Origin of the sequence: Gordonia jacobaea (assembly GCF_001186365.1) — a bacterium.
Taxonomy (GTDB): Bacteria; Actinomycetota; Actinomycetes; order Mycobacteriales; family Mycobacteriaceae; genus Gordonia; species Gordonia jacobaea.
Genome location: NZ_LDTZ01000021.1, coordinates 156501 through 175782, shown reverse-complemented (window position 1 = coordinate 175782; position 19282 = coordinate 156501). Strand labels below are relative to the sequence as shown.

Sequence of the window (19282 nt, the reverse complement as noted above, 5' to 3'; positions counted from 1 at the left end):
GTCACTCGTGTGCGGCCCGCAGCGGCGGACCGTCGAATCTTTCGATCGTCACGAACTCGTCGACGGGTTGCCTGCGCAGCTTCGTGAGTTGTTTGACGGGCCTGCCGATGGGCAGCACCGCGGCGACGGCGTGCGTCGTCGGCAACCCGAGCAGTTCTTGGACGGCGGGCTCGCTCGCCGCGGCCACCGTCGTGACCGTGCCACCGAATCCATGGGCGCGAGCCTGCAGCAAGATGTTCCACACCAGCGGATAGATCGACGCTCCGCTGATGACACCGATGCGGTCGAGGTCCTGGTCGGTCGCCGCGACGACGGCGAGGTCGACCGACACGACGAGCACCACCGGGGCGTTGATGAGCGGGGAGACGAATGCGTCGACGCCGTCGACGGATTCGAGGTCGCTCTCGGTGACCGACGTCGGGTTGACCGGATTCCACGGACTCTCGCCTGCCGCCTTTTGCGCGAGGTAGCGTCGGGCCGCAGGTTTGCTGAGGTCGGCGATCCGACGTTTCGTCTCGGCGTCGCGCACCACGGTCACGTGCGCGCCCTGACGGTTGCCGCCGCTCGGAGCGAAGCGCGCGACGTCGAGGATGTCGAAGAGCACGTCGTCGGGAAGCGGATCGTCGGTGTACGACCGCGCCGCGAACGTCGTGCGCATCGCCTCGCTCAGGTCGAACCCGCTCGTGCTTGTGTCGGAGTCCACCTCTTCACTATGCCAACCCGGTCAGGCGGCGGGAGCCGTACTCGACGATCCGGCGCACCAACGCGCCCGTGCTGATTGAATGGCTGTCGACACGCGATTGCCGACCGGCGGTCGACGCGGACAGATCACGGGGGTGACGATGAGCCGACGTTCGACGCTGCAGCGACTCGACCCGATAGGTTCGTGGGGCGGGCTGCACGCCGTGAGTCGGCTCGTGTACACCACTCCGGGGCCGGACGGAACGTCGGTCACCGCAACGGGATTGGTGTGTCTCCCCGACGGTCCCGCCCCCGCGGAGGGTTGGCGGGTGGTTGCGTGGACCCATGGGACGTCTGGACTGTCGGAGCACTGTGGGTTGACCGGCTCGCCGGATCTCGAGGCTGGGACCGGCGAGGTGATCGGTCGGCTCAACGCTGCTGGATACGCCGTCGTCGCCCCCGACTATCTCGGCCTCGGCCCGGGCACCATCGGTCCGCATCCGTACCTGCACACCGACACCGAATCGACCGCGACGATCGACGCTGTCTGCGCGGCGCGCATGGGCATCGACGAGTTGTCGCAGCACTGGGCCGTCGCCGGCCAGTCGCAGGGCGGTCACGCGGCACTGGCGGCCGGGCACCGTGCCGCGACGTATGCACCCGACCTGATCTTCCACGGCACCGCGGCCCTTGCCCCGGCGTCGAACATCGAGCACGTCTTCGCCATGGCCAGGCCTCAGATGCCGTCGATTCCCGGCTTTCCGGTCGGCAGCCTGCTGGCGGTGCTGACCGGGATGACGGCGACGCCGACCAAGGTGGACGTCCCCTCCTACCTCACCCCGGTCGGTCAGCGAATCTCCGACGAGATGACCGGTGTGTGCAGCGCCGCGTGGCCACAACTCGTAGCGGGGGTATCGACGGGTTCGGTGGTGGCGAAACCTCTGGGCGACAGCGATTTTCGACGCTCCCTGGCCGAGTACATGGCCGTGCCCACCGGCGGCTACGGCGCTCCGGTGTTGATAGTGCACGGCTGGAAGGACTCTCGCGTACCGCTGCCGCTGACGCTGCGCCTGCTGCGGCAGTTCCGGCGAGCGGGCACGCGCTTCGAGTTCCACGCCGTCAACGCGGGCCACGACGACGTCCGCGACGGCGCCGGCCTCATGTACCTGCTGGCATTCCTCCACCGCATCCTGCCCGCGCAGGGGTGACGCACGCCCATTCGGCGGGACGGAGCACCCACTCGGCGGGATGAAGCACCCACTCGGCGGGACAGAGCACCCACTCGGCACGACAGAGCGCACAGTCGACGAAATACAGCGCCCACTCGACGAAGTTCGGCGCACAGCCGACGAGAGTTCCCGTCGACTGTGCGCCGTATTCAGCCCACTGTGCGCTGTATTCAGCCCACTGTGCGCTGTATTCAGCCCACTGGGCGCTCGAGGCAGGCGACTGTGCGCGTCAGACCTTCTGCTGCATCGACGACCGGGCAGGGTTGCCCTGGTCGGCGGCCTTGGGGTCGGGCTCGTCGGCCTTCTCCGTGACGCCCTTCTTGATCTTGGCGCCGAGGTCGGCGTCGACGCGGCTCCAGTAGTCGAACGCCCGGGCCAACACCGGTTCGGACACTCCGTTGAGCAGGTGGCCGACGACGTTGTCCGCCAGTCGATCCCGCGCGGCGTCGTCGAGTACCTCACGGACCAATGTGCCCGCCTGGCTCCAGTCGTCGTCCTCGGGATGGTCGACGTAGGCGCTGCGGATGATCTCGCCGTCGGCGGCCCACTGCGGCTCCGGCTGACCCGAGAACGTCGCTGCGGGACCACCTTTCGAGTTCGGCGCATAGACCGGGTCGGTCACCGGATTGATACGCATCGCACCGTCTTTGGAGTACGTGTGGACATCGTTGCGAGGCGCGTTTACCGGGATCTGCTTGTAGTTCACGCCGAGCCGGGCACGATGTGCGTCGGCGTAGGCGAACACGCGGCCGAGCAGCATGCGGTCGGGGCTGAATCCGATACCGGGCACGACGTTGTTGGGCTCGAACGCCGCCTGCTCGATCTGTGCATGGTTGTCGGTCGGGTTGGTGTGCAACGTCATCTTCCCGACCTCGTGCAGCGGGTAGTCACCATGCGGCCACACCTTGGTCAGGTCAAAGGGATTGAACCGATACGAGACCGCGTCGTCGTACGGCATCAGTTGCACCTTGAGAGTCCAGCTCGGTCGACCGCCGCCCGCGATGTTCTCGAAGAGGTCGCGGGTGTGGAAATCGGTGTCGGCAGAAGCCATTTGGTCGGCTTCGTCCTGGGTGAAGAACTCGACGCCCTGATCGGAGATGAAGTGGTACCTCACCCAGTGCTTGACGCCCTGGGCATTCACCCACAGATAGGTGTGCGAGCTGTAGCCGTTCATGTGGCGCCAGGTCTTCGGGATACCGCGGTCGCCCATCAGCCAGGTGACCTGGTGCGCCGACTCCGGAGACAGCGTCCAGAAGTCCCACTGCATGTCGTGGTCGCGCAGGTTGTTGTCGGCGCGGCGTTTCTGCGACCGGATGAAGTGCTGGAACTTCAGCGGATCCTTGATGAAGAAGACCGGCGTGTTGTTGCCGACCATGTCGTAGATGCCCTCTGAGGTATAGAACTTCAACGCGAAGCCGCGTGGGTCGCGCCACGTGTCCGGGCTACCCCGCTCACCGGCGACGGTCGAGAATCTCGCGACCATCTCCGTCTTCACGCCTGGTTGGAAGAGCGCCGCGCAGGTGTAGGCCGAGACGTCTTCGGTTGTCTCGAACGTGCCGAACGCACCGCTCCCCTTGGCGTGGGGTTGACGCTCGGGGATGCGCTCGCGGTTGAACTGCGCCATCTGCTCGATCAGGTAGTGATCGTGCAGGACGATGGGACCGCCCGCTCCGACGGTGAGCGAATGCTCATCGCTTCCGGCAGGCGCTCCGGAGTCTCTTGTTGTGTAGAAATCGTTCTGATCCGACATATCGCCTCCAAGGGGCTGGGGTCGGCGAAAAGTTGTCAACGGGGGCGTCGGGCTGTTTCAACGCCGTGCTCTCGACACTAGACGTCGGACCGATATGCCGCAGAAACTTCGACTGCCCAGCCGAAAGGGCACCAGCAGGGTCAGTACAGCAGGGGTCAGTACAGCAGGGGGCCGAGTTCTGCGGCGAGTTCACGACAGCGGGGCACCAGCGAGGTGATGGCATCGAGACGCGCAGAGAATCCTGTCACCGTGACCGCACCGCGGACCACACCCTCGACGTCGAGTATCGGTATGGCGATCGACGCCTCTCCGTCGAGCATTTCGTCGACCGACACGGCGTAACCGCGCTGACGTGTCTCCTCGACTTGCGCTGCGAGTTCACGCATCTCGGTGACGGTCGACGGCGTCAGCGCGGGAAGTGTTGGCGGCAGAAGCTCGCGCCACTGCGAGTCCGCCGCGAGCAACAACTTTCCCGCGGCCGACGCGTGCAGGGATCGGATCATTTCGTGCTCGGCGACCAACGGATGGTCGGGATCCATGTCGACGATCCGAAGGGTCGCGGGACGAAAGTGCATGACGTACACGCCGAAACGCACCGATGCCCGGAACTTCTCGCAGAGTTCCTGTGCGCGGCTGGACATGTACGGGGTCACCGCGGAGTGCACCATGGTGTTCAATCTGTTTCCCAGCGCGAAACCGCGCAGATCCGCTGTCCGCACGAGGTACTCCTCGACGGCCAACGTGTTCAACAGGCGATAGATGTTGGCAGGCGGCACATCCAAACGGTCGGCGATCTCGCGGCTCGTTGCTCCCGGTCCGAGATCACCGACGGCCTCGATGATCTGCATCGCCCGCGCTATCGACTCACCCGCGCCGGGCCGTCCCATCCCCATCAGCCCATCCCCATCAGCGCAACCCCGGTAACGCCAGCACGTCGTCACGGTTCGTCTCGTCGAACACACCGACCCGAGCGAACCGCGCGGGCCACTGTGCATAGATCACCACCACCGCGATCGCAACGACAGCCACCGAACCGAAGAAGCACAGGAACGTCACCCGATCACCGGAGTCCGACATCGTGGCGCCCAACCCGAGAAGAATCACCAGGCCCGACGCGGTTCCCCAACTCGCGACCAGAAGGGGCCGCGTCAATTCCCCCATGCGTCGCAACAACCGCGGCGCCGCGAGACATGCCGCGACGTAGCTGCCCATGTAGCCGAGGGCGCTCAGGGTGAGAAAGTCACGGACACCCTCCTCGGGATCGCCGCCGAACCACAGGAACATCAACGGCCCGAGCGCCACCACCGACGTCGCGATCGCGGTGGCGAACGCCGGCGTGTGGAGTCGACGATGCGTGGCGCCGAACTGCTTCGGAATGATGTGCTCACGCCCGAGCGTGAAGAGCACGCGCACAAGCGCATTCACCGATGCCATAGCGCACGCCAGGAATGAGGTAGCGATACCGACGTCGAGAATCACTGCGGCGACGGGGCTTCCGTCCGAGAGGAACAGTGCCGCGAGCGGTGTGCTGCTCTCCCGTACCGACTCCGACGCTCCCGCCATTGCCGCCGACTGACTCGACACGGCAAGCAGATAGATCACGCCCGCCAACAACGGTGTCCACAGCAGCGCACGTGGCACCGACCGGAAGGGTCGACGCGCCTCGGCAGACAGCGTCGTCGAACTCTCGAATCCGACGAATGCACTCACTGCGACAACCACACTCAGTGCCAGTGAGCCGTCGGGATTCGGGTGCGCGTCGGACAGCCTCCATGGTTGGTCGCGATGGGTGTAGCCGAGCCACAGCATCAGCGCGACCATCACGACCACCGCGAGCAGCTCGATGCAGAGGATCACCACCGCCGAGACCTTCACTCCCCTGATCATCACGAAAGCCATGACGACAGCGGCGAGTACGACGATCGCACTCATCGCCACCTGTGATACACGTTGTGTCACACCGGCACTGATCGCAATGTGATTCGTGTACAGACCGACAGCCATGAGACCGGCGACGCTCACGGCGGTATAGCCGACGACCGCCGACCATGCCGTCACCATCGCCGTCCTCGCGCCATACGCCTGCGCCACATAGGAATAAAGACCACCGACGACCGCGACGCGTTGTGCCATCGGCCGGATGCAGAGTGCGACGAACATGATCACCACGAGCGCGGTCAGGAATGCCGCGATGCTCCTCGCCCCACCCGCCGCGACGATGACGAAGAGTGGCGTCACGGCGGAGGTGCCCGCAGGCGCGATCGCCGCGACAGACTGCGCGACAACCGCTACGAACGGGAGCTGCCTGCGCGTGAGCCCGCGGACCGGCGACTCGTCGGCAATCAGTGGCACCGACGGCACGGGCGGCGAGGGCACAGGCGGCGAGGGAACCGGTGAAGAGGAAGTCGAGGTCATGATCGCGTTCACAGTGGACCCCCCACGTTGCGCCTCGGCTAATTGAGGTCACGGTCGCGTTAACCGGGGTGAGAGACGTACTACGCCGGCCGTGCGCAATTGATCCAGGTCACCCGGGCTGCGCCGGGTCGGGCGTCGGTCACGGATCCTTGTGTGACAGACAGGTAAATCCGCTCGCGAGTGACGGACGCAGATCTTCGCAGTCAGTGCAACGCCGAGGCGATCGCCAGGTCACACCTGACTCCTAGAGTCATGCCATCGCCACCGGAACGCGCTGGCGATGATGACTCACGACGGCCGGGGCAAAGGGGAACCATGTCGGCATCACAGGCGGTAAGGGGCGCGGAGAGTGCGTCTCATTCACACGAAAACTCAACGGGGACAGCATCACAGGACCAGAGCGCGCAGCGTTCGGGATTCCGCAGACGTTCCGTCCTCGTCGGGGGTATGGCTGCAGCGGCAGCGGGTGCGGTTGCGCTGCAAGGCGTGACGGGGGCCGCACCCGCTGCTGCTGCGGGCCGTGACCTCGACCCGAACGACAAAAGCATCGCATTCGCGGGCGTCGTCGAGATCGCCAAACGCATTGCGGCAGGCGAGTTCACCGCTCGACAGATCACCGACTTCTTCCTCGCTCGGATCGACATGCTCAACCCGACGTTGCGCGCGTGGACGATTCCGCTTCACGAACGTGCCCGCGCCGAGGCGGACGCTCTCGACGCCAAGAAGGCGAGCGGCGCACGCCTTGGTCCACTGCACGGCGTGCCGATCGGGATCAAAGCCGAGAATCACGTCAAAGGTGTCCCGACAACCTATGGCGGTGCGGCATTCACCACTCCCGCGACCGACGACGCCGAAGTCGTGAAACGCCTGCGTGCCGCGGGTGCAGTCATCCTCGGGATCACGGCTATGCCGGAGTTCGGCATCTGGCCGTTCACGGAGACGTCGGCACACGGATACACCCGAAACCCGTGGAACATCCTGCACTCCACCGCGGGATCGTCGGGAGGGACCGCGTCGGCGGTGGCATCGGGCATGGTGCCCGCCGCGATCGGCGGCGACGGCGGCGGATCGATTCGGCTGCCGTCGTCGTGGTGCGGCTTGTACGGACTGAAGCTCCAGCGCGGCCGAGTGTCGGCTGCACCCAATGTCGACCTGTGGAAGTCTCTCGGCGTGATCGGCCCGCTGTGCCGGAAGGTCGAAGACACCGCGCTGATTCTCGACTGCATCCACGGCAGCGTCGCCGGAGTCGACCTCTACAAGGCTGATCCGTGGCCGTACTCCCTTACCGAGGCGTTGACGAAACGTGTTCGGCCACTAAGGATTGCGATCTCCACGGCGCAGCCCGCCGGCACTCACCTCGACGAGGACACCCGTCGCGCCGTGCTGCAGACCGGCGCCATACTCGGCAAGCTGGGCCACCGCGTCGTCGCACACGATCCGGTCTACCCTGCGACGCTCACCGCTGCATTCCAACCGCAGGTTCTCGGTGGTTTCAGCACCGAAGCCCGCCGCGCCGACCACTACGAACTGCTCGAGCGGCGAACCCGCGAGGGTGTCGATGTCGGACGGAGCACGGGCTTGTCGTCCGATCTCGCAGTGACCAAGGCCATCGAGCTCAGCAAGACCGTCGGAAAACAGATCCTGGCGTCGGTGTTTCCCGCCTACGATCTGCTGATCTGTCCGACCACGCCCGGAAAGGCCTATCCCATAGGACAACTCGACGGCGCGGGCTTCGTCGAGGCATCGGCCAAGGCGTCACCGGTCGCGGCGTACACATCCGTGTGGAACGTCGTGGGTAATCCGGCAGCGGCGGTCCCTGCCGGCTTCTCCGGCGGCCTGCCGTTGAGCGTGCAGCTCGTCGGCCCCAACAACAGCGAACCCCTGATCTGCCAGGTCGCGGCACAACTACAAAAGGCTCGACGCTGGCCCGACCAGACGCCGCCGAACAGCTGAGGCCCGGACACATCATGAACCGTTATCTCACAACGCTATTCACCGTCGCTGCCGCGACCATCGCCGCGCTCACCGCGACGATCGTTGCGACACCCACCGCAGCGGCCGCAACCAGTTACGCCTCCGACACCCGCGGCGTCGGACCGGAAATCAAAGGGTTCCAAGCCGCTTTCGCCTACCCGTTCCCGGAAGCCGCCCCGGCGGGCGCCAACGACTGGACGTGTCGTCCGACGGCCGCGCATCCTCGACCGGTTGTCCTGGTCCACGGCACCTGGGAGGGCGCATTCAGCACGTTCGCCCGACTCTCGCCCGCCCTCAAGCGCGCCGGATTCTGCGTCTTCACACAGAATTACGGCCGTGGCGGCGTCGCAGAAGGTGGCGCACTGTCGGTGATCCCCGGGCTATACGGGACGGGTCCCGTCGAAGACTCCACTGAGCAGCTCGCGCAGTTCGTGCAACGCGTGCGGAAGGCAACGGGAGCAAGCCAGATCGATGCCATCGGTCATTCGCAGGGCGGCGTGCTCATCCGTCGTTACCTCAAGTACAAGGGCGGCGCAGATCCATCCGACCCCACGCACAACGTCGTCGCGAACGTGGTGACGCTCGGCGCCACCAATCACGGGACGACACTGAGTGGCTCGGGCGCGCTCGCCGTGGTGCTGCGGGACGCCGGTGTCAACGTCGAACCAGGCGTCACGGCCATTGCGGGAAGCGCGGGATACGAACAGCTCGTCGGATCGTCGATGATCACCGACCTCAACCGCGGCGGCGAGACATTCGCCGGCGTCGACTACACCGTGATCGCGACCCGCTTCGACCAGTTCTCGACGCCGTATGCCGCCACGTTCCTGACTGCTGGTCCCGGCGCGAGGGTCAACAACGTCCTGCTCCAGGATGGCTGTCCGGTCGACATCTCGGGGCACTCCGTGATGACCTACTCCCCGCGGGCGATCTCCGTGACGCTACGTGCACTCGGCGTTTCGACGCCGCTCGTGTGCACCTTCCATCCGTGGAATCAGGACTGGGGATTGACCGGGTAGTCCGGCAGGTCGAAACCGACGCCCGTCGCCTTTTCCGCAGACTCCCACAATGCGCGAGCCAGGCGAAGGTCGTCGGTTTCCTCCGGCGGAGCAACCAGGACCGGCGCGCCGGACAGTTCCAGGAACCCTCCCGGCCCGATGTACTGGCCGCCGAGTAAACCGGGATCGGTCGCCGCACGCACAGACGACAGCGATCCCTCAGCCGGGTCCATGATGAAAGTCCGTCGCACCCACCGCAGGCTCGGCGTGCTGAACAGCCAGCTCAGCACTCCTTGATCGCGCATCACCCCGCTGTGGGTCGCACCCGGATGCGCCAGGACCGACGACGGCGCACCGTCGCCGAGCAACGCAAGCCGACGCTGCAGCGCCACGGCGAAGATCGCCTGAGCCAGTTTCGACCGCGAGTACGCGGCCGCGGCGCTGTAGCCGGTAGTCATCGCGAGATCGTCGGGGTCGAGTCGACCAACCGTCGACAGCTTCGAGCACACCGAGACGATGCGGGCGCCACGCGCGGCACGCAGCGGACCGAGCAGCAGCCCTGTGAGCGCGAAATGTCCGAGGAAGTTGGTCGCGAAATCCATCTCGACGCCGTCTTTCGTGACTTCACGCTCCGCGCGCATCACCCCGGCGTTGTTGACGAGGATGTCGATCGTCGGAAAGCGCTCGACCAACTCGTCGGCGGCGCGCCGCACGGAATCCAGCTCACTCAGATCGACCTGCACGATCTCGATGTCGGGAGAGATCCGGCTGTCGGGAGAGATCCGGCCGCCGTGGCCACCGGAACCGCCTTCCGCGACGATCACGTCCCGCGCGCGTTCCGCGGCCTCGACGTTGCGGCACGCGAGCACGACCCGCGCTCCGAGATGTGCCAGGTGACTCGCCGTCGCCAACCCGACGCCCGAATTCGCACCGGTGACCACTGCGGTACGTCCGGACAGATCCGGCGCATCGGACACCGACCACCGCGATTTACCCATCGCTGCATCCTCCCACGTCGGATATTCGTACGATCTCACACGTTCTGACAAGGATCGGGCGCCGTCCCGCGGGCACAATGGCATACGCGAACTCTTCGCCGCACTTTGCCAACCCGCACCCGACACCCGTCACCAATGCCGAGGACCTTGTCTCACGTGGCCACCACCCGCGACCTGCCGTCACCCGTCCGTGCTCTGACGGTCTCTGCGCTTGCTCTCGTGTGCGCGGTGACCGCAGCGTGCTCGACGCCGACACATGAGTCGGTAGGCGCATCGATTCCCGCACCGTCGGGGGCCGTACCGGCGACCGCCAAGGTGTCGGCCGCTGTTCCCCGGGGCGCCGCAGCCAAGGACATCAACAATCAGGCGACCGAGTCGAGGATCACTCTGCATCGCTACTTTTACGCGGTGTCGACCGGGCAGGCCGATCCGCGACAGAACTGGATGGACCTCTACCTTCCGCCTCGGGCGGGCAAGGTCCCTCTGGTCGTCCTCATCCACGGCGGAGGATGGCAGGCCAAGATCGGGGCCGGCACGTTCGCCACGTTCGCGCGACGCCTGGCTCAACGCGGACTCGCTGTGGTCAACGTCGAGTATCGCCGGCTCGGCAACGGCGGCGGCTGGCCGACGACCTTCGTCGACGTCGCGTCGGCGATGGACGCCATCCCCGACCTCGCGAAGGCCTATCCCCAGCTCAACCTCAACAATGCCGTCACCGTCGGACATTCTGCGGGTGCCCAACTCGCTGTCTGGGCAAGTACGCGACAGGATCTACGTCCGGGCGAGGTCGGCGCATCCCCGACGTTCCGCCCGACGACCGTCATCTCGCTCGCGGGTCCGCTCGACATGCGCAGGGCCGTCGCGATGGGCGACACGCGCATCGTGCGTGTACTCGGCGGCACACCGGACGAGGTTCCCGACCGTTACGCGTCGGTCGACCCGATCCAGAATCTCGATCCGCAGACGCCGGTCATCGCAGTCGCCGGAACGTCGGATCATGTGGTGCCGCATGTGCTTTCGCAGGATTACGTCGCCGCCGACGCCAAGGCGGGCGGCCGGGCACGGGCGATCATCATGCCGGGACAAACACATTCGTCGCTGGTCGATCCGAAGTCGAGGGCGTTCGAGCAGGTCCTCGAGCTGATCACCCGCGTCACGAACGACGTGCACGCCAACGGATCCTGACGCACCACGCCACCTGACACGAACCGCCTGACACCAACCAGCGGCCACGAACCGGCTGACAGAACAACGGGTTCCGGCCACAGGAGTGTGGCCGGAACCCGTTGCGTCAGAAAGTTTTTGCTGCCAGTCAATCAGGCGGGAACTGCGCGCGAATTGAAGCTTCCCAGCGGCTCGAACCGTCCGAGCACGTCGTCGGCCGGCTCGCCCGACACCGCCGAGATGAAGCCGAGCACGTCGTCGCGATCACCAAGCGTGAGAAGCGGATTGGGGTCGGACAGCAAGCCGAACAGCGCAGAGGCGACGTCGACGTTGACAGCCGCGGCCGGGAAGGCCAGTTCGAGGTGCGTCGCGTAATCGGGGTCGCCGAGGTAGAGCCGCGTCACCTCGACAGACGCGTGTCCTCTTCTCTCCCAATGCTTCTCGAATTCGTCGGCCAGCCACTGCGCGGAGAACTCCGCCGACGGGTCGTCGTCGAGGCGCGCCTTGGCGGCCTGCACCAGTTCGGCGACCTGGATCAGCGAGTTCTGCGCGCCCTGGCCGGCAACCGGGTCGACAGCGATCGCGGTGTCGCCGATCGCCGCGACGACGTGCCCGCTCTTCGTCGTGCCGACGGGCTTGCGGACCGTCGGGGTGACAGCGCCCTTCAACCACGAGTAGGGATCGGAGTCGATGACCGCGAGCTCGCGGATCGCCGGAGCATCCGCGGGGAACCACTCGTCGAAGATGTCGACGATCGCCTGCCGCGCAGACGCGGCGTCGGTGACCTCGTCGATCTTCGGCGCCCACGCGCCGTCGGGCTTGGCGAAGACGATGAACGACCATGTGGCGCCCGCGTCCTTGTGCAGGAAGGGTCCGACGAAGATCTCGCCGTTGTCGCTGTCGAGGTTGAACAGCGACTGCCGTCCGCCGTCGGCAGCACGGTAGGCGAACGTGTCGGGACCGTGGTCGAGTCCGGTCAGGGTGACCTGCAGGAGTCGACGCTGCGGCTCGCGATAGTGCGTGCGCTCGTCGTCGACCGGGAAGAACGACGCCAGGCCGCCCTTGCCGGTGGCGACGAGGGTCAGGTCGTTGTCGGCAGCGATCTCGTCCAGGCGGTCGGGATCGACGGCTTCGACCTCGAAGCGGCCGCCGCGCTCGAGGAATCGACCGAGGCGGTCATCAGCACGTAGACGCAGGTCGACGGCCTGCGCGACGTAGCCGTAGTCGGGGTTGAACTCGAGAACGTCGACGCGCTCGGTGCCCTCGCCCGACGACAGTCGAACGCTGATGCCGGTGGTGTTGCCCACCTCGTAGAGGTCGTCGATGATCTGCGCATCCCAGTCGCGCGAGCTACCGAACAGCACGCCGACGCCGGTCGGTGGGACCCTGTCTCGCAACGACTCTCGATCGCGGTCAGAGTAGAGAGTGACGTCGAATCCCGCGTCGAGGAAGCCGAGCGCAGCGCTCGTACCCGTCACTCCCGCGCCGACGACTGCAACGCGCTTCTGGTCTGCCATCTGTGCTCCTTGTGGTCTGAACTTTTCGACAATGGACACAGCGTGCGCGATGCACTCTGGTGGGAAAAGATTTAGAAGCACGAAGGCGCAAACCTCCCGCGCCGATGGGGTCCGCGGACTGGGTCATTCGCCGCGCTACCATCGCTGCCTGTGAGTTCCACGCTTTCCGACGCCGGGATCGCTCCCGGCACCCCCAACGAGGACGCCGCCACCGGCAACACCTCGGGGTACCGCCTCGACCTCGACGGCCTGCGGGGTATCGCGATCGCACTCGTCGCGATTTTCCACGTGTGGTTCGGTCGGGTGTCCGGTGGCGTCGACGTGTTCCTCACGCTGTCCGGCTACTTCTTCATCGCGTCGTTGCTCAAGCACGTCATCGCGACCAACCCGCCGAACGTGTCGTGGCGACGGGCGGTCAATCCGTGGCCTCGCTTCTGGCGACTGGCACGGCGCCTGCTGCCCGCTCTTCTCGTCGTCCTGGCTGTCATCACCGCCTTGATCGCGCTGATCATGCCCACAACTCGTTGGGGCCCTTTGGGTTCGGAGATCCAAGCGAGTGCGCTCTACTACCAGAACTGGCACCTGGCATTCGACTCACAGGACTACGCTGCCGCCGATTCGGCGAACAGTCCGATGCAGCATCTCTGGTCGATGTCGATGCAGGGCCAGTTCTTCGTCCTCACGCTCGTGTGCATGCTCGCGCTCGGCGGCGTCCTGAAGCTGCTCGCACGTCGCATCTCGGTGTTCGGCGAGGCCCGCGTCATCCGTGGCATCGTCGGCGTCGCCCTGCTTGCCGTCGCAGTCGTCTCGTTCGCCTGGGCGGTTTACCGGCACGACGTGAACCAGCCGTTCAACTACTACGACACGGTCGCGAGGCTGTGGGAGCCGCTCGCGGGTGGGCTGTTGGCCGTCGCAATCCCCCAAAGGCTCACGCAGGTCCACCGCAACCGCCTCGCAATGCCCGGTTGGCTGCGCGACGTCGTCGGTGTTGGTGCGCTTGCGCTGATCGTGAGCTGCGGCTGGTGGATCAGCGGGGTGTCGGAGTATCCGGGCGTCTGGGCGTGGATTCCGGTCGGCGCGACGCTCGCGCTGATCTGGACCGGTTCACCCGCCGCCCGCGACGCGGCGTCGAACGACACAGGGCTGGTCAGCCGGGCACTCGCGCACCCGCGGCTGGTGTGGCTCGGTTCGGTGGCCTACGCGCTCTACCTGTGGCACTGGCCGCTGCTCATCTTCTACCTCGCGTGGCGCTTCCAGGACGACGTGAGCTGGTACGAGGGCACAGCGATCCTCGCGGTGTCGCTGCTGCTGGCGTGGCTGACGACCCGGTACATCGAAGCTCCGCTGCGATCCGGAAGGGACACCGGTTTCGGCCGCTCGTATCGGGTCACGCTCACCGCTGTGCTCGTGATCGCGAGCGTCGTCGCGGGCACGACGGCCGTCGTCTGGCAGCGCAACGCCGCGAACGCGACGGTCAACACCGACAACCTCGATCCCCGGCTCTACCCCGGTGCTCGCGCGTACCTCGACGGCGCGCCGACGCCCCGCGTCGACCCCCAACCGAGTCCGGAGGTCGTCGACAAGGACTGGCCGATCACCTCGTACGACTCGATGATCAGCGGCTGGAAAGACCCGTCGATCAAGGTCGGCGTCTACGGCGATCCTGGGGCCACGCGCACCGTCGCGCTGGTCGGCGGATCGCACGCCGAGCAGTGGATCACCGCGCTCGACGCCGTCGGCAAGCAGCGCGGATTCAGGGTCACCACCTACCTCAAGGTCGGCTGCGCGTTGACCACCTCGCACGTCTTCACCTGGTTCGGGCAGAAGTACTACCAGTGCAACGACTGGTCACGGCGCGTGATGGACAGGTTGGCCGTCGACAAACCCGACGTCGTGTTCACCAACAGCACCCGCCCGGTCGAGAACGGGCCCGGCGACACCGTTCCGAAGGACTACACCGACATCTTCACGCAGTTCCGTGACCGGGGACAGCGGGTCGTCGCGGTGCGCGACAATCCCTGGGCGCATGGCAAGCTCAAGCCGCCGGAATGCCTGGCACAGGGCAAGAAACCGCAGGTCTGCGGCGTCGACCGGGATGCGGCGATGGCGGAGACGGACCCTACGGGGGCCATCGCGTCGCAGTATCCGAACATGTCGTTTCTCGACTACACCGACGCGATGTGCGGTACTGCCTACTGCCCGGCTGTCGTCGGCAACATCCTCGTCTGGCACGACTACCACCACCTGTCCGCGACGTTTGTCCGCAGCCTGATCCCTGCGGTCGACGCCGATCTGGGCCGTGCGCTGCGGTGGTGGTGAGTCTGAGCGCCGGTGAGACTCGCTGACAGCCACGTCTCAGGGAGCGTCCAGACTCCACTGATAAGCTCAGACGCGATAACGGGAGGATCACGGCCTATCAACGCGATGGGGCCGCAACGTTGACGCACGGGGCGAGCGTCGAGGCTCGAGCACCCCGTCAACGTGAAGAGATCCGGCCCCGCACACCGTCCACGAGAACTGTCAGGGGCTGAGTCTGAGTATGTCGACGACGTTGGTTTCGCGTGCAAACGAGTCGACGGCAGGTGCCGACGCCTCGACCACGCGACCGACGCGCCGCCCCTACCTGCACCAGGTCGACCTGATCCGCAGTGTGACGTTCTCGCTGGTCATCTTCGTGCACTGCCTCACGCAGACCACCAACGAGTTCACCAGCATGCCGGTGAACACCACGTCGCTGCTGCTGCATTTCACGCGCAACACGTTCTTCGCCCTCACCGGCTTCGTGCTGATGTACCAGAACTTCGACAAGCAGGATTTCAGTGCGCCGACGTTCTGGAAGCGTCGAATCAAGCTGGTGATCTATCCGTACGTGATCTGGTCGGCCATCTATTGGGTGGTCAACATGTGGCTGGCGGGCAGGCTCACCGAGGTCCCGACGAGCCTGACCAACTTCTTCTACCAGCTCAGCTGGGGTCTCTCCGGGTTCCAGATGTACTTCCTGTTCGTGATGCTGCAGGTCTACCTGATCTTCCCGCTGGTGGTCTGGCTGCTGCGCGCAACCGCCGGGCACCACGTCGCGCTGCTCGGTGTCAGCCTGGTGCTGCAGTTCGCCGTCGCCGCGACCATCACGCATTGGAATCCGCCCGCAGCCGTCGCGGCCCACTGGTGGCACAACTACGCGACGTTCATCCCGTATCAGTTCTTCATCCTGTACGGCGCTGTCGCCGCGGTGCACCGCAAGCAGATCGGCGCATGGCTGCAGGGCAAGGGCTGGTGGTTGTTCGGCGCGCTGCTGGTGACCGCAGCGATCGCCGTCGGCTCGTACGTCGGGGGCGTCTGGTTCGCGGGCAAACCGGTGCACGACAACAACTCGGCGTTCTACCCCACGTTGCTCCCGTTCCTGGTCGTCGCGATGACCTGCCTGTACGCGGTTGCCCTGCACTGGGCCGAGAACCGACGCGAGTTCACCCCGCGATTCGCCCGGGCCGTGAAGTACGCGTCCAACCGCTCGTTCCCGGTGTTCCTTGTCCACGTACTGGTGCTGACGATGATCATGTACCCGCAGCGCAACGGCACGTCGTGGGTGCTCGACGCCATCGGACAGCCGTGGGCGACCATCGTCGTCTACGTGGGCACGCTGGCCGGGTCGCTCCTCCTCGTCGAGATTCTGCGACGACTCCCCGGCGCGCTGTACCTGACGGGGCGTCCGCGAGTTCCGTTCCGTTCGCCGCGCGCGGACTCCGCGCCGACCCTCGCCGACGATGCGCCGAGCCGTCGCGAAGGCGTTTCCGTCAGCTGATCGCGGTGTTGATCGTCGACTGCTTGATCAAGCCGTCTTCGAGACCCCACTTGCGTGCGATACGACGCATCTCGCCGCTGTCGATGAGCCGCTGAACCGCGTCACGCAACGTGGGTCCGAGCGGCGAGTTCTTGGCGACCGGAAGCGCATAGGGCTCGGTGTCGAAGATGTCTCCTGCCAGCGCCAGGGCGTCGTGAGACTTGTGCACCGCGAACGCGATAGCAGGCGAATCGGCCGAGATCGCATCGGCCTTGCCCGCCTCGAGCCCAGCGACGGCGGCGTCGATACTATCGAAAGGCACTGCAGTGATTGCCTTTTCACCGACTGTTGTACACGCCTGGCTCTTTGCCGGAATCTCGACGGTTGCCTGCACGGTGCCTGCCGACACCGCGACCCGCAGTCCGCACGCATTGTTGGGGTCGACGTGCTTTCCCGTCGGTTGGGCCCATTGAGTACCCGCCGAGAAGTAGCTGACCAGGTCGACCCGACGCTCGCGGGCAAGGGTGTCGAAGATGCCGCGAAGCCCTGTGTCGTAGGTACCGTCCTGCACCCCCGCGATGATCGTCGAGAACGCCGTGGTGCGGAAAACCGGTGTGACGCCGAGCAATTGGCCCAGCACGGTCGCGACGTCCGCGTCGAATCCCACGTACTTCCCGCCTTGCGACGCGATGATCGGCTCGTAGGGTACGTCGGTCGCGATGAGGAGTTGCCCACTCTCGCGGATGCGCGCGGGCAGCTGAGCCGCGAGTGCGGAGTCGACGCTCAGCGACGCAGGCGCCGTCGACGTCGAACCGCTGTTCGCCGAGTCGGATTCGCATGCACCGAGCGCGACCGCACCTACTGCGACGATCACGGCGACGCTCGCCGAGCGTAGACATCTTCTCAAGCGCCACATGGGTTCTGGCCTCCTTTCACGTGCGGTGAGCTCGTCATGACCTGCGAGCCCGTCATGACCGGGAAGCATTGTGCGCGGCCCTGCTGATCGTTTCGACGACGAGCGGGAAGGTCGGAGCGGAGGGAGTCACGATCGACACGTGGTCGGCGCCGTCGAGCAGAACCACCGTGCCCGTTCCGCCCTCACGTTTGACCGCCTTGACGTAGTTCTGCGAAAGGATCGGCGGGACAACGTGATCGTTGGTCCCGACCATCGCGATGATGGGCGCTTTCGGGTCGATGTTCTGTATCGGATCGACCGACGTGTAGCGGTCGGGAATTTGCTCTGGCCGACCGCCGAGCGCCGTGACGATCCGATCGTCACCGAGTTTCACGGCTGTTCGCATGTCGAGCGGCCCTGCCAGCGAGACCACGCTCGTCGGCCAAAAGGCGGGCGATGCACCGACTTCGCGCGGCTCGAGGTTGTGTCGGGTTCCGGCCCACATCGCCAACTGGCCTCCAGCAGAATGTCCGACGACGACGGCATTCGTCGTGTTGATCTCCGGGTTGCTGCTGCGGACCTGCGGCACGAAATCGAGCGCGGCGGCAACGTCTTTGAAGGTCGTCGGCCAGCCACCGCCCGACCCGACTCGCCGATACTCGACGTTGTAGACGGCCAGGCCCCGCTCCGCGAGACGCCTCGAGAAAGTGACGAAGCTGTCCGCGCCGACCTGCGCCTGCCACGACCCTCCGTGAATCAGAATCACCAGCGGCACTGATCCGTCTTTGTGATCGCCGGGAGGGAGGTAGAGGTCAGCCCAGTTCTGCCGATCGTCGCGGGTGCCCGTCGTGGTCGGGTACAGATACCGCCTGGCTTCGACATCCGACGACGAGTTGACCTTGGCGAGTTGACCGTCGGCCGCGCCCGCATTGACCGGGGTCGCGGCAGGAGCAGACGATCCCCCGCCCACCGATGTGTCGGTCGCCGAGCAGCCCGCAGCGAGCATGACGGCAGAACACACGACGGCCAGCATGCCCGACGGTCCGATTGATAACCGCCGTCGAGTCACGAGAGCACGCCCACTTCCCGCGCGCCCACGTCCCGCACGACTGCGTCCACCGATCTTCCTATCGACGACCCTTTACCAGCGCCTTACCGCGCGAAGTTTAACAACACGAATGCGATGTTCGGGTGCTTTACTCACGGTTCCACGGCGCTCGCACGTGATCCAAAAGGTCGCTATCTCGATGGGGACAGCATGGACAGCAGCGCTCGCGGATTGGCGAACAGACTCTCGCGCACGTGGTTTCGTACCACTGTCGGCCATGGGCACTCACACGAGGCAATGACCGCGCTTGTGTCGATTCCGGCCGCCCGGCACAGCGTGACGGCACGGTCGGCATGGAAGTCCTGGGTGATCAGAAGTGCCGCCCGCAGGCCGAAAGCATCGCGGGCGCGAACGCAACTCTGTTCGGTGCTTATACCCGCAGCGTCGTCGACGATGGCGTGTGGCGGAACCCCGCGCTCTTCGAGATACGCGCGCATCACCGCCGGTTCATCACCCGCGTCGGCAGAACCGTTGCCGGAATTGATGATTCGCGTGACGATTCGCCGGTGATAGAGGTCGAGTACCGTGTCGAGCCGACCCCGAACATAGGTGCCGGGTTCGCCGTCAGAAACCAGCGAACCCAGGACGATGGCCGTCGCGGGGACCGAGCCGGGCCGCAGCGCGGCATCGTCGATGGCGTAGACCCGACCGTGCGCGCCGACGAACACCACGGTGGCCGCGACGGTGACGATCAGTTCCACAAGTACCGCCACCCACATCAGCGACAAGCCGATACGACGACGGTTGAGCACGTCTCACGGTAACCGCACCCTTG

The 19282-nt window shown here is 65.8% G+C and carries 15 protein-coding genes; 6 read left to right on the top strand and 9 right to left on the bottom strand.

Annotated elements, in window-relative coordinates; all coding sequences use genetic code 11:
* Position 1: 1 nt before the first annotated feature.
* Complete coding sequence (locus tag ABW18_RS18455) at positions 2 to 658, bottom strand: nitroreductase family protein (RefSeq protein WP_049700492.1); 657 nt, start codon at positions 656 to 658, stop codon at positions 2 to 4.
* 124 nt (positions 659 to 782) lie between these two features.
* Here ABW18_RS18455 and ABW18_RS18450 point away from each other — a divergent pair, with 124 nt between their 5' ends.
* Complete coding sequence (locus ABW18_RS18450; protein ID WP_235434443.1) at positions 783 to 1889, top strand: alpha/beta fold hydrolase; 1107 nt, start codon at positions 783 to 785, stop codon at positions 1887 to 1889.
* 250 nt (positions 1890 to 2139) lie between these two features.
* Here ABW18_RS18450 and ABW18_RS18445 read toward each other — a convergent pair whose 3' ends face one another.
* The 3 genes from ABW18_RS18445 to ABW18_RS18435 all read right to left on the bottom strand — a co-directional run bounded on the left by ABW18_RS18445 (position 2140) and on the right by ABW18_RS18435 (position 6036).
* Positions 2140 to 3660 (bottom strand): catalase, encoded by a 1521-nt coding sequence (locus ABW18_RS18445; RefSeq protein WP_049700436.1) that lies wholly within the window; start codon positions 3658 to 3660, stop codon positions 2140 to 2142.
* A 155-nt stretch (positions 3661 to 3815) separates the two neighbouring features.
* Positions 3816 to 4553: an IclR family transcriptional regulator gene (locus tag ABW18_RS18440; protein WP_049700435.1), complete on the bottom strand. Its 738-nt coding sequence runs from the start codon at positions 4551 to 4553 to the stop codon at positions 3816 to 3818.
* 13 nt (positions 4554 to 4566) lie between these two features.
* Positions 4567 to 6036 (bottom strand): APC family permease, encoded by a 1470-nt coding sequence (locus tag ABW18_RS18435; RefSeq protein WP_235434442.1) that lies wholly within the window; start codon positions 6034 to 6036, stop codon positions 4567 to 4569.
* A 486-nt stretch (positions 6037 to 6522) separates the two neighbouring features.
* Here ABW18_RS18435 and ABW18_RS18430 point away from each other — a divergent pair, with 486 nt between their 5' ends.
* Both ABW18_RS18430 and ABW18_RS18425 read left to right on the top strand, forming a co-directional pair.
* Positions 6523 to 8028: an amidase gene (locus tag ABW18_RS18430; RefSeq protein ID WP_082938021.1), complete on the top strand. Its 1506-nt coding sequence runs from the start codon at positions 6523 to 6525 to the stop codon at positions 8026 to 8028.
* A gap of 14 nt (positions 8029 to 8042) precedes the next feature.
* Entirely contained in the window at positions 8043 to 9068 is a 1026-nt protein-coding gene (locus tag ABW18_RS18425) for an esterase/lipase family protein (protein ID WP_049700434.1), read from the top strand.
* Here the strand turns inward: ABW18_RS18425 and ABW18_RS18420 are convergent.
* Entirely contained in the window at positions 9044 to 10045 is a 1002-nt protein-coding gene (locus ABW18_RS18420) for an oxidoreductase (RefSeq protein ID WP_049700433.1), read from the bottom strand. The two genes, ABW18_RS18425 and ABW18_RS18420, sit on opposite strands and share 25 nt — an antisense overlap.
* A 156-nt stretch (positions 10046 to 10201) precedes the next feature.
* Here ABW18_RS18420 and ABW18_RS18415 point away from each other — a divergent pair, with 156 nt between their 5' ends.
* Entirely contained in the window at positions 10202 to 11230 is a 1029-nt protein-coding gene (locus tag ABW18_RS18415; protein WP_083444450.1) for an alpha/beta hydrolase family protein, read from the top strand.
* A gap of 131 nt (positions 11231 to 11361) precedes the next feature.
* Here the strand turns inward: ABW18_RS18415 and ABW18_RS18410 are convergent, their stop codons facing one another.
* Positions 11362 to 12726, bottom strand: a complete 1365-nt coding sequence (locus tag ABW18_RS18410; RefSeq protein ID WP_049700431.1) for a styrene monooxygenase/indole monooxygenase family protein — start codon at positions 12724 to 12726, stop codon at positions 11362 to 11364.
* A gap of 150 nt (positions 12727 to 12876) precedes the next feature.
* On the opposite strand from ABW18_RS18410, the gene ABW18_RS18405 reads away from it, so the two are divergent.
* Together ABW18_RS18405 and ABW18_RS18400 are read left to right on the top strand one after the other, a co-directional pair.
* Positions 12877 to 15045 carry an acyltransferase family protein gene (locus ABW18_RS18405; protein ID WP_049700430.1) on the top strand — a complete coding sequence of 723 codons (2169 nt, stop codon included), beginning with the start codon at positions 12877 to 12879 and terminating at the stop codon, positions 15043 to 15045.
* A 220-nt stretch (positions 15046 to 15265) separates the two neighbouring features.
* Positions 15266 to 16525, top strand: coding sequence for an acyltransferase (locus ABW18_RS18400; protein ID WP_049700429.1), 1260 nt, complete (start codon positions 15266 to 15268; stop codon positions 16523 to 16525).
* Here ABW18_RS18400 and ABW18_RS18395 read toward each other — a convergent pair.
* From ABW18_RS18395 to ABW18_RS18385, 3 genes are all read right to left on the bottom strand, one after another.
* Entirely contained in the window at positions 16518 to 17378 is an 861-nt protein-coding gene (locus tag ABW18_RS18395; RefSeq protein ID WP_049700428.1) for a transporter substrate-binding domain-containing protein, read from the bottom strand. The genes ABW18_RS18400 and ABW18_RS18395 overlap by 8 nt on opposite strands.
* A 94-nt stretch (positions 17379 to 17472) precedes the next feature.
* Positions 17473 to 18420, bottom strand: a complete 948-nt coding sequence (locus ABW18_RS18390) for an alpha/beta hydrolase family protein (RefSeq protein ID WP_235434441.1) — start codon at positions 18418 to 18420, stop codon at positions 17473 to 17475.
* 218 nt (positions 18421 to 18638) lie between these two features.
* Positions 18639 to 19259: a SanA/YdcF family protein gene (locus ABW18_RS18385; RefSeq protein WP_331436294.1), complete on the bottom strand. Its 621-nt coding sequence runs from the start codon at positions 19257 to 19259 to the stop codon at positions 18639 to 18641.
* Between the last annotated feature and the right edge of the window lie 23 nt (positions 19260 to 19282).

Coding starts and splice junctions, on each gene's coding strand:
- ABW18_RS18455 (WP_049700492.1), bottom strand. CDS start 658: ATGCGCACGACGTTCGCGGCGCGGTCGTACACCGACGATCCGCTTCCC.
- ABW18_RS18450 (WP_235434443.1), top strand. CDS start 783: ATGGCTGTCGACACGCGATTGCCGACCGGCGGTCGACGCGGACAGATC.
- ABW18_RS18445 (WP_049700436.1), bottom strand. CDS start 3,660: ATGTCGGATCAGAACGATTTCTACACAACAAGAGACTCCGGAGCGCCT.
- ABW18_RS18440 (WP_049700435.1), bottom strand. CDS start 4,553: ATGGGGATGGGACGGCCCGGCGCGGGTGAGTCGATAGCGCGGGCGATG.
- ABW18_RS18430 (WP_082938021.1), top strand. CDS start 6,523: ATGGCTGCAGCGGCAGCGGGTGCGGTTGCGCTGCAAGGCGTGACGGGG.
- ABW18_RS18425 (WP_049700434.1), top strand. CDS start 8,043: ATGAACCGTTATCTCACAACGCTATTCACCGTCGCTGCCGCGACCATC.
- ABW18_RS18420 (WP_049700433.1), bottom strand. CDS start 10,045: ATGGGTAAATCGCGGTGGTCGGTGTCCGATGCGCCGGATCTGTCCGGA.
- ABW18_RS18410 (WP_049700431.1), bottom strand. CDS start 12,726: ATGGCAGACCAGAAGCGCGTTGCAGTCGTCGGCGCGGGAGTGACGGGT.
- ABW18_RS18400 (WP_049700429.1), top strand. CDS start 15,266: ATGTCGACGACGTTGGTTTCGCGTGCAAACGAGTCGACGGCAGGTGCC.